This is a genomic window from Pseudoalteromonas sp. SANK 73390 (assembly GCF_054966645.1).
Genome location: NZ_ARPN01000055.1, coordinates 190,941 through 209,571, shown reverse-complemented (window position 1 = coordinate 209,571; position 18,631 = coordinate 190,941). Strand labels below are relative to the sequence as shown.

The window sequence follows — 18,631 nt, the reverse complement described above, 5'->3', positions numbered from 1 at the left end:
CATATTGTTCGTACAAATAACCAGCTAAAACATCTAAATAGCCTATTTTACAGTCAACATTTAGATGAAAGGCCTCACGCATGACTAAATGGAACACTATTAGCCACTTAATTACTCTGGTCCACTCTAGCCGGGTACCTCTGTCAGAGTGGAAAACTCTTCCTTTAAGCAGCTCCCACTTGTTATAAGCGATTGTGATTCCGGTTGTTGTGGGTTCAAGTCCCATCAATCGCTCCAATTTTCTTTGCATGATTCTATTCAATTTTCTATTTTTTTAAACTACGTAATGTATCACTCAATCCAAGTATCTATTCCACTTGGTTACTTACGATTTTTTTCAGCAAGTGCTTTTGATTTAACTTATACCAATGGCATTAAATCAATGATCAGATATTGCGACAGATAAATGACTTCGTAGCCTGGCAAAAATTCTAATATGTAGTTATTTTAAATGACCCATTTTTAATGCAGTAAATGGGTCATTTAAAATAAAAAAATGCCACCTTTCGGTGGCATTACACACGGGATTATTTCTACGTATAGATAGAAATTCTTTACTTCCAACTTCTCATTTTGTGACCTTTCACAGCATAGAAGAGGATAAATAAGTAACTTGGTATCATTAAGCTATATGCACCTTGAGCACCCAGTCCAGCCACATTACCAACACCAATCAACAGTGGTCCTAGCGCACCACCTGCAATACCCATAATCAACAAGCCAGATGCTGTACCTGTCAATCTGCCCAGACCATCTAAAGCTAAGGGCCAAATCGCAGGCCACACCATTGCGTTAGCAAAACCTAGCAATGCAATACACAATAACGGATCTGGTAGCTCAGGTCCACCAAATGGAACAAGAACCAAGTTTGCAATAGCATATGAGTCATTGCTGCCAAATACAACCGCCAATACAGTTACAATACCAGCAATTCCAGACATCACCAACGCATTTTGTTGTGACATAAAGCGTGGGATCAAAGCGATACCTATTGCATAACCGATGAGCATACAAGCCATAGTATAAGAAGTCATAACCGAATAATCTGCAATGCCTAATTGCAAAGCGTACGAGCCAATAGTATCAGCAGCAATAACTTCAACCGCAACATATAAAGCAATACCTATGACACCCAATACCAGGTGTGGATGACTCAATGTTTCTTTAAGCTCACCTTTACTGGTTTTGCTTTCTTCGTCAAATATAAGGTCCGGTAAAGGTGCGAACTTCGCAAAAAGAGCGAATATAAAGATTAGTCCAGCAATTCCTATATATGGCCCGATTAAGCTGTTAGCCATGATATCTTTTTGCTCTTGGCTTAACTTCACGCCACCTTCAGCAAGGCCGCTTACAACCACTGCTGCAAATATAATTGGCACAATGACACCCGCAGACTTATTGAGCAAACCCATAATGCAAACTCTTACTGCAGCTGACTTTTCCGACCCCATTTTAACAACATAAGGGTTCACGGCCGTTTGCAAAACAGTTTGCCCAACACCTATCATTAATTGTGCAAACAAAAAGATCTCTATCATTTGCATTTTTGCTGCAGGAATATACATTAATGCCGATGCGGCCATAACCACACAACCAATAGCCATTCCATTTTTGTAACCAACTCGCTTAATAAGCATCGCAGATGGAATACCAGCAACCGTTACTGCAATATAAAAAGACGATATAATAAAAGAGGCCTGCAGCGGCGTTAGCTCCAACATTTGTTGTAAAAATGGTGTAATTGCACCATTCAACCAAGTGATACACCCTAAGATGAAAAACATTGAACCTGCGAGTATCATTGGCAACCAAATACTTTGCTTCTCTTTATCTTCAATTTCCACGATTGCTTCCATAATTTTCTTCTTGTCGCTAATTTAATATCATTATTTGGGCTGCATCTAAAAATGACAGCGCTGACATTTAACTTTACGTTAAAATTTTATCTTTGACTAGTTAGATTTTAAACACAAATGTAACTAGAACTAAAACAAACTACCAGCGCTAGTTACTCGCTGTGTATCTAAATCTACATGTAACTAGTTTAACCCGGTGACACGACTAACATTATTTTCACCATGACGCGTGCGCAACTTTACTACATCAACATCATTGATGTTCACAGGCTCGTTATACTGCAACCATGTTTGCCCATTATTTAAAGAGTATTCGATAGTCAAATACGGAAACGCACTATTGGCATGTAGTTTACCGTCTTTCAACAAGGCTCCTGGCACAGGTAAATTGGCATTGACTCCGCCCTTTTGTAATTTAGATAGCTCTTTTAAAGAAATGGCTGCCGCGAACTCTTGCCAGTCTTTTGCAAAATTATTTTGATTTGCACCTAAGCTTTCCCACTCAGCTTTATGCCACGCTCGTTCCGCAACCGATAAAATACGAGGGAAAATCATCGCCAGCACTTGCTCCTCAGTACGAATGGTTTCACTCCATACCTGTCCCTGTACTCCTAAGATATTTTCTGGCTTTTCAAGTTTTGGTAATTCACGCCCAACTAAAGCTTCAAGGTTAACAATTGGTTCGCGGTTGCGCGTAAAGTCAGCATTGCCATACACATCATCTGGCATATATCCAAATGCTTTTTTAGTATCAATGTAACGTGTTGCCCAATAATAACCTCTTTCATCAGGGTGAGCTTCATATGGGTGATCAAAGTATAAATGGGTGCCATGCGATAAAATAACTTGATATCCATCATTCGCAAGTCGATATGCCCTATCAGCTACCCCCCACTCCCATATATTATCCCAGACATTAACCGTAACCTCCTTATTGGGAAAGCCATCTCGATTAAATGGGTTAACTTTGTCGTACATTAAACCATCCTCCCAAGCACCAGGCGTAATGCCACGTTTATCGAAAAGACTAGCTACTCTTTGCGTAAAATACGGTTTTAAGTCAGCAACGCCCGCTACACCATTATTTGGCTCTGAGAATAATGCCTGACATGCTTTAGATTGACTCCACGAGCCACTACCTACTTCATCACCCCCAAAGTGTAAATGGGTTAGTCGTGTACCTGCATCTCGATACATACTTTGCAGCTCATAGGTCACTTTATCAATAAATGCATAAGTAGAATCAAGGCATACATTCATAGAGTTATCATGATAGTTTTGCACCGTGAGGTATTGTGATTTATCACCCGGCTCACTGAGTAAATATGCACTTGCAGCACTTTCATTGCCTTTTTTTGTGAACTTTTTATATCTGGCTTCCATTGCTTTTATCGATGCTCTCGCATGACCAGGGCCTTCTATTTCAGGAACTATTTTAATGTGCCTTGCTGTCGCAAATTTAAGTAACTCCACAAAATCTTTACGAGATAAATAGCCATTACCAGAGCCTGATTTAAATGGCCCAGTGCCCAATTGCGTTAGTAAACAGCTCTGCTCACTTAAGTCAAAACAGCGATAGCCACCTATTTGGGTTAGTTCAGGTAGATCGGGGATCTCTAAGCGCCAACCCTCATCCTCTGAAAAATGCCAATGAAGCACATTCATTTTATAACGCGCCATGTGCTCAACCAACTTGAACAGCGCATCTTTACCGTGGTAATTACGCGCATTATCATAGTGCATTCCTCGCCAAGAAAAGCGTGGGCTATCTTCTATTTCAACATTAGGAATTTCGATATTCGCTTGAGCATCAGGTGAAAACAGTGCAAGTAAGCTTTGTATACCATAAAACACACCAGCATTATCCGTACCCAAAATAATTACTTGCTCATCGTCCACCTCTAAATGATAACTTTCGGCTTTACCTTTAGCGATTGATTCATCCACTTTTAAGATTATGACAGGTGAGTTAGCAACTGAAATATGATCAGGCTTTGCCACTAAATTCAAGCCATAAGATGCTAAACTTTGCGTAAATACATTCACTTCAGATTTAAGCCTACCCGCATAGCGAATTTGCCAATCACTATTAAGCACCGCAGTGCCTCGGTTAAAATCGACGTTACTAGGCTTGGGAATAATACGCTTAATTGCTTCTTCTTTACTTACTGATAGCTTTTGTTTATTACGTTCAAATCGCAACTGAGCATTTGCAATTTTGGTATAGTCAACAGGGTCATTATAACGCTTTAGTTGGTTTTCTCGTTCAATTGGTGCCACAAACTGGGTAAAGTCTTCAGTATCTGTATTTGCAAAAATAACTGGCTTTTGAGAATTTGCCACCATAAAAGCACGCGGCATAAAATCACTGTATGCAGCAAGCCAAGCACTTGCTTCATATTGCACCTTTAAACTGTCACCACTAGCGAGGCCTGCAAATTCTTTGGTAGGAACTAAACGGTTAAGATCGCCATTTATGTGTTCAATTTTTAGACCTGCGACCTGCTTGGTTTGAATTTTTCTAATTGAATGAATATAAATCTGCCAATCACTCTCACCTTTTGGCAAAGCAACACCAGAGTCATTTTTGAGGGTAATAGACGCAAGTACACTACCGACCCCTTTATGAAAGTTATCCTCAACAGCAAACATAAATTCAGTGCCTTGAGTGAAGCGCTGCAATTGAGCCTGTGACAATGCTGCATGAGTAAACAGTGGTGTGGCCACCATCGCAGTGGCGAGTAAAGTGTGTTTAAAGTTCATCCTAGGCTCCTTTATAAAGCGGCTACATGTTCGCTTAATTCTCTTGTTTTAAGTGCGATTTGATTAATAAATAGCTTAGTTTATGTAATTTCATCATATAGAAACAAAAATGACAGCGCTATCATTATTTTTTCATATTGGTGCAATAATACCAATTGCATTAAATAAATAATAAGATATTACGACAAATTAGTGGCTTAATAACTAAACAAATATTTCAGTATATCGTTATTTTACATAAGTAATTTTTAACATAGTTAGTGAGTTATTTAGGCCACTCAAATGATTAATGTTATAACAAAACTGATATGTGTAGTTTATTGGGCATAAAAAAGCCCGCAAAATGCGGGCTATAGAACGAAAAATACGACTAATTACCAAATTTTAACGCGTTGCTCAGGTGCCAAGTACATTTTATCACCTTCTTTAACGTCAAAGGCTTTATAAAATTCAGGCATATTAGGTAATACGCCGATAACACGATAATGACTTGGTGCGTGCGGGTCAGTTACTAGGCGATTACGTAATTCTTCATCACGGTATTTTCTGCGCCAAATCTGCGACCAACCCATAAAGAAACGCTGTTCGCCTGTATAACCATCAATTACAGGTGCCTTATTATCACCAAGAGAAATTTGATATGCTTTATAGGCAACAGTAAGGCCACCCAAATCTCCGATGTTTTCACCTAGTGTGAATTCACCATTTACGTTAGCATCTTCAAACGGCTTAAATTGGTCAAATTGCTCAACCAGCTTTTTCCCTAGCACCTCAAACTGCGCCAGATCCGAGTCGCTCCACCAGTTTCGCAAGTTGCCGTCACCGTCATATTTAGCGCCTTGGTCATCAAACCCATGGCCTAACTCATGACCAATAACAGCGCCGATTGCACCATAGTTAACCGCATCCTCCGCCGCTAAATTAAAAAATGGCGGCTGTAAAATAGCGGCAGGAAAAACAATCTCATTATTTACCGGGTTATAATACGCATTCACAGTTTGTGGCGTCATAAACCACTCAGAACGGTCTACTGGACGACCAATTTTATCGATCATGTTCTGATAAGCCCACTGACTGTATCGAACGTAGTTACCTAACAAATCGTCACGATTAATATCAAGAGCTGAGTAGTCTTTCCACTTATCAGGATAACCAATTTTGGGTGTGAACTTGCTTAACTTTTCCTTTGCTGCAACTTTCGTCTGGGCACTCATCCACTCTAATTCATTAATTGCCTGCTCAAACCCTTTGATTAGGTTTGCAACCAGTAGCTCCATTTTAGCTTTGGCTTCTGGTGGGAAATATTGCTGCACATAAATTTTACCAAGCAACTCACCAAGCACTTCATTACTGGCATCCACGGCTTTTTTCCATGTTGGCGATTGCTCTTCTAAACCGCGTAGTTTTTTACCAAAAAAATTAAATTTCAGTTCAACCATTTCTTTGTTCAATAACTGTGCATGGTTGTTTACAAAATGAAAAGTTAAGTAATTTTGCCAAGTTTTAAGTGATGTGTTTGCAAAAACACTCGACAAACTTTCAAAATATGAAGGCTGACTAACAACGAACTCCTCTAAATTAAGACCTAGCGCTTGAAAATATGCTGATAATTTAAAATCAGGCATTAGCTGTTCAGCTTGTGCAACTGTCATTTTATTATAAGTTTTTGTTGCATCTCTACTTTCTACCCGCGTCCAATGTGCTTGCGCCATCGCTTTTTCAAGCGCAAAGATTTCTTCCGCAACTTGCAATGCATCTTCGTTCCCTAAACGGCTAAATACCTGTGCTATGTATTCAACATACTCAGCACGTAAGATGCTAAATTTTTCAGTGTCTTTTAAATAATAATCTCTATCCGGTAAACCCAACCCTGCTTGATATAAGTAAAGTGCATGTTCGCTAGAGTTTTTCGCATCATTATTTACATACCAACCAAATGGGTTATCGCCGCCTTTTGTTAACATACTTGCCATTAGTGTAGGTAATTCACTCTTATTCTTAATGGCATTAATATCTGTCAAGTATGTTTTTATTGGTGATAAGGCCAGCTCTTCACGTGCTGTTTTATCCATATAGCTAGCATAAAACGCCCCTAACTTATGCTCATCACTTCCCAGTGCTGATTGTGAGTTAGCTTTAGCCCTTTCTAACACATCTTTTAGTGCTTTTTGTGATTCATCATATAATTGCGTGAAAGAGCCATAATTTGATTTATCTGCTGGTATTTTGGTTTTTTCTAACCATTTTCCATTTACATGATAATAAAAATCATCTTGCGCTTTTACTGTTCGGTCAATGTTATTTAGGTTAATGCCAGACACAAATGCGGTTTGAATAGACTCTTGCGATGCACTGCTGTTAGAGATCGTGGTAGGTTCGCTACAGCCAAGCAAGCCTAAAGTAATTGCAACACTTGCTGCAGTTAAAGTAATTTTATTCATTTATGATTTTCCTATCAGTAATACATGATCATACTAAACGTCCTGTTTACCTAAAACAAACTCAAAGCAAAGGTTGGTATAAAAGGAAAAGTAACAAATCATGTATAACTATACGTAAGATTAAAATTCAGCCTGTAATTTAGCCACTATTTCCAAATTAGCAGTGGGGAAAGCGAGTTCATGAAGCTGTTCAATACTAACCCATTTACATGGCTGTCCCTCTAACCCTTTTGGCTCTCCGGAAAAATTATTCACTAAATGAATATCTAAACATACATGCTTGTCACCATAATCATGCTCAATAATCATAAAGGCATCTGAGCTGTGAACATTAATATTAACTTCTTCTTTTAACTCTCGATTAAGTGCATCGGTAACACTTTCACCTGCTTCTACCTTCCCACCGGGAAACTCCCACAAGCCGCCTTGATGTTGGTGTTCACTACGTTTACTAACAAAAATATTTCTATTTTGAATGATTACACCCACAGCTACTTTTACATGTTTCTTAGCCATTTTATCCTCTCGAAAAAAAAAGCGACCTAAGGCCGCTTTTAAAAATTTATACTTGAGTGCTTACTTACTTTAACTTACCACAACACTGTTTAAACTTTTTACCTGACTTGCAAGGACATGGATCATTGCGTCCAACTTTCTGTTCAGCTCTTGCTGCAACCGCAACGCCTTCAGGCACCTCACCACCAACGTGTTCAGCTTCTGCATGCTGATATTCTTTTGGCATTTGTTCACTGCGGCGGTGTTGTTGCTCTACTTTCTCGACATCTTCTTCAGCACGCACTTGTACCTTACTAAGAATACCAACTACATCTACTTTTAAGTTTTCTAACATTTCAGAGAATAATTCAAACGACTCGCGTTTATATTCTTGCTTAGGATTTTTCTGTGCGTAACCACGTAAATGAATACCTTGACGTAAGTGATCCATTGCAGCTAAGTGATCTTTCCAATGTTGATCTAAGCTTTGTAACATAACCGCTTTCTCAAATTGGCGTAACACATCAGGACCAACCATCAGCTCTTTTTGCTTGTAAGCAGAATCTAATTCTTCTGAAATACGATCGCGCAGCTTTTCTTCATATAACTTTTCATCTTCAGCAAGCCACTGTGCTACTGGTAACTCGATTAAAAAGTCACCTTTAATTCTTTCTTCCAAGCCTGGAATATCCCACATTTCAGCCAAGCTTTGTGGTGCAATGTACTGATCAATGAGGCTGTTAAGTACATCGCTGCGAATAGCTGCAATAGTTTCTGAAATATCACCTTCGACAAGTAACTCATTACGCTGCTCATACACTACACGACGTTGATCATTTGCAACGTCATCATATTCTAACAATTGCTTACGGATATCAAAGTTTCGCGCCTCAACTTTGCGCTGTGCATTTTCAATGGCACGATTAACCCAAGGATGCTCAATCGCTTCCCCTTTTTGCATACCAAGCTTACGCATCATATTAGTCATACGTTCGCCAGCGAAAATACGCATTAAGGCGTCATCCATTGATAAATAAAAACGGCTTGAACCCGCGTCACCTTGACGACCAGAACGACCACGTAGCTGATTATCAATACGACGAGATTCATGACGTTCAGTACCAATAATATGCAAACCACCAGCGGCAATAACCTCATCATGTGTTTTTTGCCACTGTGCTTTTATCTGGGCTATTTGTTCATCCGTTGGATTATCAATTTTTGCAATGTCAGCCTGCCAGTTGCCACCAAGCACGATATCTGTACCACGACCCGCCATATTTGTAGCGATTGTAACTGTACCAGGTAAACCTGCATCAGCAACAATATCGGCTTCTTGAGCATGGAACTTTGCATTAAGTACATTGTGCTTAATTTTTTCTTTTGTTAAGAAATGCGATAAGTATTCAGAACTTTCGATTGAAATAGTACCAACAAGCACTGGTTGACCACGTTTTTGACAATCTCGGATGTCTTCCAAAATTGCGTCAAACTTTTCATCTTGTGTTAAATAAACCAGATCAGCACGATCGTCACGGATCATTGGCTTATTGGTCGGAATTACAACTGTATCTAAGCCATAGATTGACTGAAACTCAAAAGCTTCTGTATCAGCAGTACCAGTCATACCTGCTAACTTATCGTAGATACGGAAATAGTTTTGGAAAGTAATCGATGCTAACGTTTGGTTTTCATTTTGAATACGTACGCCTTCTTTGGCCTCAACAGCCTGATGTAAGCCCTCAGACCAACGACGCCCTTCCATTGTACGTCCCGTATGCTCATCAACGATGATAACTTCGTTATCTTTAACGACATAATCAACATCTTTTTGATATAACTTGTGGGCACGTAGTGCAGCATAAGCGTGACTTAAAAGCGTAATGTTACCTGCTGAATATAGAGAATCGCCTTCTTCGATTAAGCCGTGCTCAATCAACAATTCTTCTACTTTCAGTTGACCACGCTCAGTTAAATGGACCTGCTTTGATTTTTCATCGAGTGTGAAATCACCGTCACCTTCAATACCTTCTTCATCTTCTTTTTCTTGCAGTTCTAATAACGGAACTAAGGTATTAACTTTGGTGTATAGCTCAGAGCTATCTTCAGCTGGACCTGAGATGATTAATGGCGTACGAGCTTCATCAATTAAAATCGAGTCTACCTCATCCACAACAGCGTAATACAGTGGACGTTGCACTCTTTCATCAATGCTAAACGCCATGTTGTCGCGTAGATAATCAAAACCAAATTCGTTATTTGTACCGTAAGTAATATCAGCCGAATACGCAGCTTTTTTCTGTTGAGGCATCATGCCAGGTACGTTACAGCCAACGCTTAAGCCTAAAAATTCAAACAGCGGACGGTTAGTTTCTGCATCACGCTTTGCTAAATAATCGTTAACTGTTATAACATGAACACCCTTACCTGTAAGGCCATTAAGATATGCAGGTAGAGTCGCAGTTAACGTTTTACCTTCACCTGTACGCATTTCTGATATACGACCTTGGTGCAAAACAACACCACCCACCATTTGTACATCAAAGTGACGCATGTTAAATACACGCTTTGATGCTTCTCGTACCGTTGCAAACGCTTCAGGTAATAAATCGTCTAGGCTTGTACCTTGTTCAAAACGCTGTCTAAATTCAGCTGTTTTTGCTTTTAACTCATCGTCTGAAAGCGCGCCATACTGCGCTTCAAGGGCATTTATTAAAGCGACCGTTTTTCTTATGTTTTTAATAGTGCGGTCGTTGCGACTACCAAAAATCTTGGTAAATAAATTAGCTATCATGTTAAAACCGTTTCACTCTTGTGATGGCTGACCTACGCCACATCCATATTATTTTGGCAGGTGAGGTCGCACTGCTTCGCTTTGGCAACAAGTAAAGTTAGCACTTGTTGTATTGCCTAAATTTAAAATTATGCCCTATCATACCAGACTCAGCGACAGTGCAAACCACTGAAGTGAAATCAACCCATTTTTGTGTCAATTTAGTACTGCTATATAATTCAATGGCGTTACCGCTATCCATTTGAGTTAGTTATTAACTGCTTCAATGGTATCTGAGGTTGTTATGTAAGATGGGTACTAGACTCTATAAATTCAAGGGTGTCAATAAAACTTCTGTTGTGCCTTAGAGAGCGTTATACTGCTGACAGCATTACCAACGAGGCTAGGCACGGTATGGCAAAAAGTCGCTATGATCCAAAACAGCTCAATGAATTGATGGGTAAGTGGTCAAATAAGTTAGTTAATTACACCGACAAATCAAAAAAAATGGCTGAACTACAGCAATGTCTAGAAAAAGCCATTGGCCCTATTTTAAGCAAGAAATCTCGGGTTGCTAATTATCGTGATGGTACTTTAATCATAGAAGCCGCATCTGCTACTTTGGCAACTCGACTCAACTATCTTAAGATGGAAATTTTATCCCAGTTTCGCAAAGCGGGCATGATTGAATGCTCACAAGTTAAAATCACAACTAACCCAGAAGCGCAGCAACGTTTGGCAACTCGCCAAGACACTAAAGGTAAGTTACAGAACACTCAAACATGTAACCGTGTCATGAGTGAGCAAACAGCGGAGCAATTAAAAGAACTTGCGAGCAACGCCCCGCCAAGTTTACAAGCCAAACTGCTCAAACTAGCTGCTCATGCGCAAAATACAGATAAAAAAAATGACGCATAATGCGTCATTCATTGTGTTAGCCAAGTTAAATAATGAGTTTTGGCGTATACAAAGTCGTTTTGAGGTTTTTTGACGTGAGATTTCAAGGTTTTTGAATTAGCGCGCAGCCATGGGCACCATTTTCTTCATATTTTGTCAAGCCTCTGACTTTTAAGCGCTTATTGCGGTTTTTGCTGAGTGTCCAGTGGTGGATAATGTCTTCCGTTAATCCCATCCCTACAACCAACGATACGCAGTGCTCGCTTTTTATGCCAAAATAAGTAGCCTAGAAATAAAATTTTTAACATCCCCAGAGGATCAACCGCTGAGCGCTCGTTGTTTTTACAGTAGAGGTGCGATACTTCATCACGGAAAATTCAAAACCAATCATGAAGCCTATGAGGCGGACTAAATGGTCCTTAGTCACGAGTTGGTCAATGGCGAGCATTTCTTATTAGAATTGCTGGGGGTGGTCTTTAAGCATTGTGAATACTCTAAAGTCACTACGCTTATTTGATCAAAGTGCGAGATCGTTGTCTCGCACTTTTTTAACAACCAGAACCCAGCATTGGCTGAGTTGGTTTTATTTAACTTAAGTTTGGATAAGGGTTTTCAAATATGAAATACTTTGTCACTGACACTACTTGCAATCCAGAGAGTAAGCACTACAGCCTTATTCGACAAGTTCGCTTATCCAGAGCTAAGGCTACTTAGTAAGCTGTTTAGATAAAAACATTGCATCACCATAACTGAAGAATCGATATTTTTGTTCTATCGCCGTGTTATAAGCCTGCATAATATTATCTTGACCAGAAAATGCACTTACGAGCATTATCAAAGTTGATTCTGGTAAATGAAAGTTAGTCACCATCGCATCAACTACGTTAAATTCATATCCAGGGTAAATAAAGATATCAGTGTCGCCAGTAAAAGCCTTTAGTTCTCCACCATGCACCTTAGCTGCTGACTCCAAAGAGCGCACTGAAGTAGTTCCAACAGCAATAACTCTCCCGCCTTTAGCTTTTGCTGCCGCAATGGTATCTACCACCTGCTGTGGTACTTCAATATATTCGCTGTGCATGACATGCTCATCAACCGACTCTACACGCACGGGTTGGAATGTACCTGCGCCAACATGCAACGTAATAAACGCCATTTCTATGCCTTTATTTTTGATGTTTTGCAGCAGGCTTTCATCAAAATGCAGCCCCGCAGTTGGCGCTGCGACAGCACCTGGCTTTTCATTGTAAACGGTCTGATAACGCTGTTTGTCTTCTTCTTCATCCGGTCTATCAATATAAGGTGGCAAAGGCATATGGCCAATTTCTTCTAGAATATCAAATACACCTTGTTCACCAGCAAATTGTAATTCAAACAACTCCCCCTGACGACCTAACATTGTAACTTCGGCTTTACCTTCAAGAATCAAAGTAGTACCCGCTTTAGGCGATTTACTAGAGCGAACATGTGCCAACACTCTATGCTCATCCAACACACGCTCGACTAATACTTCGACCTTTCCTCCTGTCGATTTTTGTCCAAACATACGTGCTGGAATAACTTTAGTATTGTTAAAAATCATGACGTCATTGGGTTGCAGCATATCCACAATATCAGTAAAAATTTTATGGGAAATAAGACCGCTATTTCCATCAAGAGCCAGTAAACGGCTACTTGAACGCTCTTTTTTTGGATGACGAGCAATTAATTCATCTGGAAGTTCAAAACTAAAATCAGCTACGCGCATGACAACATCTCATGTAAGGAAATTGGCGCCAAGTCTAGAGATCCCTGTAGGCTAAATCAAGTGCTTGTAACCTTGCGAAAATAGCATTAACCTAGCACCGTTATATAAAGCCTAAAGTTGATAATTTGCAAGTAATTATAAATGTTCTGTTATTTAAAGTGATTAACAATAAAAATCAGCTAGTTAAAGTTTATTCAGTACCGAGGTGTCGCTTGTTGTTTAATTTTAAATTGGAGTTAAGGCGTTAATTGTGGCCAAACAATTAAATTTATTGATTGTAAACTCTAGTAAGCAAGAGCGAAATACAATAAAAAATACCCTACATAGCCTTGATGTTTTCACTTTTATTGAATGTGAAGATAGTCAAATTGCCTTGCAATTTCTCAAAAAGCAGGCTGTCGATGTGGTGATCACTGGGCTGGACGTTGGCAAAATAGATGGCTGGCGTTTTTCACGAATGGTTCGTTCAGGTTTACTACAAACCCCAAAAAATACACCTATTCTATTAATTCCACCTATTTACTGCGAGCGTATAGCTGAAACAACCGCTAGAAGCTATAGCATTGATGCTGTATTGCCTTTTGAACGCCATGCTCAACTGCCACATACTTTAGCGAACGTGCTATCTACACATTTAGAGAAAAGTAGCCGTCTAAACCTTTTATTACTTGAACCAAATCAGCAAAGAGCAAATGAAATTTGCCAACACCTATCTCTGAGCTTTGCTTGCCAACACGTCCATACCACCCATGATGCCTTATCGCTTTTTAGGCAGCAAAGCTATGCTATTATTTTACTTGATGCAACAGCGACCCGTGGTAATGCAGCTAAAGAACTTGTTGGCAGTATTTTAAAACATAACCCCAACCAAGCTATCGTCACCATTATTGATAGCAGAGATGCTGATTATGCTGAACAGCTGTTATTACTTGGTGTGACCGATTTTGTACGTGAGCCCTACGATATTTCAATTTTAAGCAAAGTCTGTGACCACGCTGCTCGTCGTGAAGATTTTATGGTTAGCTATGCTGAATTTGAAGAAAAGGTATCGCAACTAAGTCGCAGCGAACAAAACTATAAAGACCTATTTTCTGCGCATCAGCGTATTTTGTTACATCTCAATACGGTCGTAATGGAATTAGATCAACAAGGGTTAATCCGCTTTATTAACCCTGCTTGGGAAGCATTATCTGGGTTTGGCATCAAAACAAGTTTGGCGCAGTCTCTGTGCCAATTTGTCACAGCAGAGCATCGTAATGCGCTACAAGAAGTGCTTAATAAGATAATTAATGCACAGCAGCAGCAAGCCAAAATAGAGCTACAAATAGCTCACCAAAAGCAACATCAAATATGGGTTGAGTGTCGCTTTCAATTAATCAAAAATAGTAAAAGCAAAGTAACGATTACAGCAACGCTTGATAACATTCATGAACGAAAACAAGCAGAACTACAACTTCGCCACTTAGCACTACATGATACGTTAACGGGTTTGCACAACAGATACTATTTTGACCAACAACTGAACAAAATATGCGCTTCAGTAACACAATCTAAACATGTAGAGCATGCTTTACTGTATATAGATTTAGATCACTTTAAAATCATCAATGATAGTAAAGGACACCAGCAAGGCGACATTGTTTTAAAAGAAGTGTCACAACTGTTTGGCAAAAATATCAGTGATGAACATTTAACCTTTCGCATTGGCGGTGACGAATTTGCAATTATTTTAAGCAATACCAACTTACTTGATGCGCATATAGCTGCTGAAAGTATTTGTATGGCAATTGAAAAACATAAATTTCACTCTGAAGAACATAGCTACTCGATAAGCTGCTCAATTGGCTTAGCACAAATTACTATAGAAAATCATGATGCGAATGAGTGCTTAAAACAAGCGGATATTGCCTTATACATTGCTAAAAACTTAGGCCGTAACTTAGTGCATTGCTACACTAAAGAAGACGCTAATAATAGCACATTGCAAGCAGGTTTAGAGTGGGGACATAGTGTCAGAGAAGCGCTGCAAAACAACCTAATAGAGCTACACTATCAACCCATTTGGGACTTTAAAAATAACACCATAGCCTATTTTGAGGCACTATTGCGCTTAGTTATAAAGAACGAACTCATTTATCCAAATCAGTTTATACCTGCACTGGAGCTACTCAATGATACTTTCTTGATGGATCAATGCGTGATTAAAAACGCCATTGCAGCTGTAGCTAATCACGACTCACTAAATCAAATAGCAATCAACCTCTCTGCACAATCATTTTTAGATGAGCGACTACTTCCTCATATACAAGCCTGTTTAGTAGAGCATCAGGTGGCAGCTGAAAACATTATTTTTGAAATTACAGAATCTGCAAGCATCAATAATCTTAGCGCAACTCAGTCTATGATTGCGAAACTAAATCAACTAGGTTGTCATTTTTCAATTGATGATTTTGGTACTGGTTTTAGCACCTTTAGTTACTTAAAACAGCTGCCAGCACAGCATGTGAAAATTGATGGCTCATTTGTGCGCGATATGCTTAATGACCCAATTGATTTAGCATTAGTAAAAGCCGTGCACGACATTAGTCATTCGCTAGATAAGCGCTCTGTTGCGGAGTATGTTGAAAATATCGAAATATTTAAAGCGCTAAAAGAAATTGGTGTTGATTATGGCCAAGGCTTCTTTATTGCTCGCCCAATGCCTATTTATGAACTCAAAAAAGCCATTCCAACTATTTTATCCCGTAAAACAATCTGATAAAAGATTTATACAAAAGTCGACTTTTCCTTCCGGTAAAGTCATCTATAATTACCTTATCAGAGGCTGTCCAGCTAAGTTGTTGATTTTTACTTTTTAGCCAGACATTCAACGGATTGAGTTACATCACCTTATGGACGACTAGGAGTATGATTATGCACCAATTAATGACTTTTATTTTTATAATCAATATTTTAATCGCCATACAATGTTACCGTAATGCGCGAGCAAAAGGCTATCCCAGTAAGCTATTTGCTGTGTTAGGCTTGATCCCTTATTTCAATTTAGTGGTTTGGGTTTATTTATTGTTCTTACCTAACCTTAGCTCAGCTAATAAGTTTGAGCCTTCTTAGAGCGCACTTTGCGCTCTAGTTTTCTTCTTTTGGTTGCTCACACTGTTGATTTACAAACTCTCCAACTTTTTCGCTAAATAAACGAAAATCGAGTATCCGACCCGTTGTTTTACGCCACAATAAACCAATCTCTCTGTATGCATCACCCAAAACCCCATTAGTAACAATAGGCTTACCTTGTAAGATACCCGCATTAAGCGCCATTTGAGGTAAAAAAGTAACTCCATTTTGATACTCAACCATGCTCAGCAAAGTATGTAAGTTAGCGGCTTCAAACGGATTAATACAATCACTTCTATTTAAATGACAAGCACTCAACGCATGACCTGTCATGCAATGTTCTCGTTCTAACAAAAAAACACTTTTATCTGGTAGTAAATTCAGGTCGCTAACATCAGCGGCAATTTCATAATCTTGGTGATGCACCAGTGAAAAATGATCTTTAGCCAATACTTGCGTATGAAAACGCTCTGTATGATAGGGTAAAGCCAACATGGCCATGTCGATATGCCCATGCTCTAATTTATCTAATAATTTGTCACTGGTATCCTCAACGAGCACCAATTGCAATTGATTAAACTGCTGTAAGCAAAATTGATAAAGGGGAGCCGCTATAAAGCTGGCCACTGTGGGGATCACTCCGAGTGTCAATTTGCCTGATAATGGGTGCTTATAGCTTTTAGTTAACTCTTTTACACTCATGGTATCAGCGATTATTTTTTTCGCACGTATTACTACTTCTTCACCTATATCAGTGAACATCAAACTTCGATTTTCGCGCTCAATCAGCTGACAACCTAAGGTCTCTTCGAGCGTTTGAATCGCACTACTTAATGTAGACTGGCCTATAAAACAGGCTTCGGCTGCTCTACCAAAGTGCTGATGTTGATGTACGGCAATTAAATATTGAAGCTGTTTGATACTTGGCAAGTTGGTCACGATACATGAATTTACATAGAAATATAATGGCTCTCAGTATAACCATGATAACTAACTAGTAAAACCTTCTTTACCAATTACATTAAATAAATGATCAGATATTGCGATAGATAAATAACTTAGAAACAAGGAAAAATTCTGGTATGTAATTCTTCTAAATGAGAAGCTTTTAACGCAATTAGCATCAGATCAGTTCCCCAAAATGATTAAGTGTTATTGCAAATTGGTATTAACTAAAAGGACCCATATAAATAAAAAGACCCCAGCACCAGGTACTGAGATCTTTTCAAGCTAAAAGTCTGTCTTTCTAAGTTTAAACGCCGAAGGCAGTTCTTAAAATATAGAATATAACAATAGCAAGCGCAGCGCCTACTGGCAATGTAATCACCCAAGAAACTACAATGTTTCGAATAACACCCATATTCAGTGCAGCAATACCACGAGCCATGCCTACACCTAATACAGCACCAACCAACGTTTGCGTAGTAGATATCGGTAAACCCGTACCCGATGCAATTACAACCGTCGATGCTGCCGCTAACTCTGCCGCAAAACCTCGACTTGGTGTTAAGTGAGTGATCCCTTCACCAATGGTTTTAATTACTTTTTTACCGAGAATAGCAAGACCCGCAACAATACCTAAGCCCCCTAAAGGTAAGATCCACCAAGCAAGTGCAGCTTTTGCAGTCATCATACCTTCATTCTCAACAATATTAACAACTGCTGCTAATGGGCCAATTGCATTGGCAACATCATTAGAACCATGCGCAAACGCCATACAACACGCTGTTAATACCATTAATACCGCAAATACTTTTTCAACATTATTAAACTGCATTTGCTTATCGGCTTGAGGGTCTATTTTCAAGCGTGCAATCGCCATCTTACCAACCAGTCCTACCACTACCGCAATACCAATCGCTAAAGCATACCCTTCAACAGCGCCTAGATTAACTCCGATATGCTTTAAGCCTTTTTTGATAGTGACTAGCGACATGATAAAACCCGCTAACCCCATATATATAGGTACATAACGTTTGGCATTTTGTAGCGGTGCAGAAGTGTCAAATATGAGTTTCTGTGCACTCATAAAAATCAAATAGGCTATAAAACCGGAAATAGCGGGAGTAACTACCCAGCTACCAACAATACCCGCAACTTTACCCCACTGAATTGCTTCACTACCCACAGCAACAAGTGCAAAACCAATAATTGCACCAATAATAGAATGAGTTGTCGAAACTGGCCAACCTAACATTGAGGCCAATAATAACCAGGCTCCAGCGGCAAAAAGTGCCGAAATCATACCTAAAACCATTAGCTCAGGAATATCAGCAAAAGGTGTGGCATCAATAATGCCCTTACGAATTGTTGAAGTAACTTCCCCACCAGCTAAGTATGCACCCGCAAACTCAAAAACCATGGCGATCAAAATTGCCTGCTTGATAGTTAGCGCTTTTGAGCCAACCGACGTACCCATCGCATTAGCAACATCGTTTGCGCCAATACCATAAGCCATAAAAAAACCAACTGCTGCTGCAATTAATACCAGCACAGTGCCGTAGGATGCAATGAATTCCATTGTAAAACCTTAATTATAAACGTCTTA

The 18,631-nt window shown here is 39.3% G+C and carries 12 protein-coding genes; 3 read left to right on the top strand and 9 right to left on the bottom strand.

All coding sequences use genetic code 11. The features are described from left to right. The 6 genes from SANK73390_RS08570 to secA form a co-directional block, all read right to left on the bottom strand. Positions 1 to 226: hypothetical protein (locus SANK73390_RS08570; protein WP_462765424.1), on the bottom strand; the 226-nt coding region annotated here is incomplete at its 3' end. 328 nt (positions 227 to 554) lie between these two features. Beyond that, positions 555 to 1,856: an N-acetylglucosamine MFS transporter NagP gene (nagP, locus tag SANK73390_RS08565; protein WP_261594512.1), complete on the bottom strand. Its 1,302-nt coding sequence runs from the start codon at positions 1,854 to 1,856 to the stop codon at positions 555 to 557. A 183-nt stretch (positions 1,857 to 2,039) separates the two neighbouring features. Beyond that, positions 2,040 to 4,619, bottom strand: coding sequence for a family 20 glycosylhydrolase (locus SANK73390_RS08560; protein WP_462765422.1), 2,580 nt, complete (start codon positions 4,617 to 4,619; stop codon positions 2,040 to 2,042). A 374-nt stretch (positions 4,620 to 4,993) separates the two neighbouring features. After that, complete coding sequence (locus SANK73390_RS08555; RefSeq protein WP_462765421.1) at positions 4,994 to 7,060, bottom strand: M13 family metallopeptidase; 2,067 nt, start codon at positions 7,058 to 7,060, stop codon at positions 4,994 to 4,996. Between the two features lie 120 nt (positions 7,061 to 7,180). Next, the gene (gene mutT, locus SANK73390_RS08550; protein ID WP_462765419.1) at positions 7,181 to 7,576 is read right to left on the bottom strand and encodes an 8-oxo-dGTP diphosphatase MutT; all 396 of its coding nucleotides are present in this window, start codon (positions 7,574 to 7,576) and stop codon (positions 7,181 to 7,183) included. Between the two features lie 64 nt (positions 7,577 to 7,640). Then, positions 7,641 to 10,349 (bottom strand): preprotein translocase subunit SecA, encoded by a 2,709-nt coding sequence (gene secA / locus SANK73390_RS08545; protein ID WP_462765418.1) that lies wholly within the window; start codon positions 10,347 to 10,349, stop codon positions 7,641 to 7,643. Between the two features lie 393 nt (positions 10,350 to 10,742). Here secA and SANK73390_RS08540 point away from each other — a divergent pair, with 393 nt between their 5' ends. After that, positions 10,743 to 11,246 carry a DUF721 domain-containing protein gene (locus SANK73390_RS08540; RefSeq protein WP_462765417.1) on the top strand — a complete coding sequence of 168 codons (504 nt, stop codon included), beginning with the start codon at positions 10,743 to 10,745 and terminating at the stop codon, positions 11,244 to 11,246. A gap of 685 nt (positions 11,247 to 11,931) precedes the next feature. On the opposite strand, the gene queA is transcribed toward SANK73390_RS08540, so the two are convergent. Then, on the bottom strand, positions 11,932 to 12,972 hold the full coding sequence (queA, locus tag SANK73390_RS08535) for a tRNA preQ1(34) S-adenosylmethionine ribosyltransferase-isomerase QueA (protein ID WP_462765416.1): 1,041 nt from the start codon (positions 12,970 to 12,972) through the stop codon (positions 11,932 to 11,934). Positions 12,973 to 13,222: 250 nt separating this feature from the next. Between queA and SANK73390_RS08530 the strand changes: the two genes are divergently transcribed. Both SANK73390_RS08530 and SANK73390_RS08525 read left to right on the top strand, forming a co-directional pair. Further along, positions 13,223 to 15,730, top strand: coding sequence for a GGDEF/EAL domain-containing response regulator (locus SANK73390_RS08530; protein ID WP_462765414.1), 2,508 nt, complete (start codon positions 13,223 to 13,225; stop codon positions 15,728 to 15,730). Between the two features lie 155 nt (positions 15,731 to 15,885). Further along, positions 15,886 to 16,083 (top strand): hypothetical protein, encoded by a 198-nt coding sequence (locus tag SANK73390_RS08525; RefSeq protein WP_462765412.1) that lies wholly within the window; start codon positions 15,886 to 15,888, stop codon positions 16,081 to 16,083. Between the two features lie 15 nt (positions 16,084 to 16,098). On the opposite strand, the gene SANK73390_RS08520 is transcribed toward SANK73390_RS08525, so the two are convergent. Together SANK73390_RS08520 and SANK73390_RS08515 are read right to left on the bottom strand one after the other, a co-directional pair. After that, the gene (locus tag SANK73390_RS08520; protein ID WP_462765411.1) at positions 16,099 to 17,022 is read right to left on the bottom strand and encodes a hydrogen peroxide-inducible genes activator; all 924 of its coding nucleotides are present in this window, start codon (positions 17,020 to 17,022) and stop codon (positions 16,099 to 16,101) included. 313 nt (positions 17,023 to 17,335) lie between these two features. Further along, a complete protein-coding gene (locus tag SANK73390_RS08515) occupies positions 17,336 to 18,604 on the bottom strand; it encodes an inorganic phosphate transporter (protein WP_462765410.1) in 1,269 nt (422 codons plus the stop codon). Positions 18,605 to 18,631 lie beyond the last annotated feature (27 nt).